The following is a 410-nucleotide window of genomic DNA, read 5'->3' on the forward strand; positions in this document are numbered from 1 at the left end:
GCAGTGCCGATAAGGGCTCTTTCAGCTGATGATTGATGGTCAGCGCCGGCACAGGCGAAATGGCCGGGTTGAACCGACCTGCTTTGTCTTCTTCCGGGACTTTGTTCAGCTTAACCTGCGGCAGGGTTTTAAATCCGCTGAACATTTCTGCAGTTGTCAGCCACAGGGCTTTAGGTTCGAGCAGCGGGCGCAGCGGGTCGACACGGCGCTCCTGAAAGCGGTATTCGGCATCTTGGAGAAAATGCTCCGCCGCGTTGTTCAGATCGCCAATGGTCAGCAACAGCGTGTTATCCGGCAGATAATCAAACAAGGTATCTGTATTGTCGAAAAACAGCGGTTGCCAGTATTCAATCCCTGCCGGCCAGGTGCGCTTGCTCACCTGCTGATAGATGGACTCTGGCTCCCGGCGT

Annotated in this window: 1 pseudogene; it reads right to left on the reverse strand. The window is 55.1% G+C overall.

Features of this window, described 5'->3' with window-relative positions:
• Positions 1-410: pseudogene (locus ACYP03_RS24320) on the reverse strand (transcription-repair coupling factor); the annotation flags it as partial.

The organism is Photobacterium sp. R1 (genome assembly GCF_054600795.1).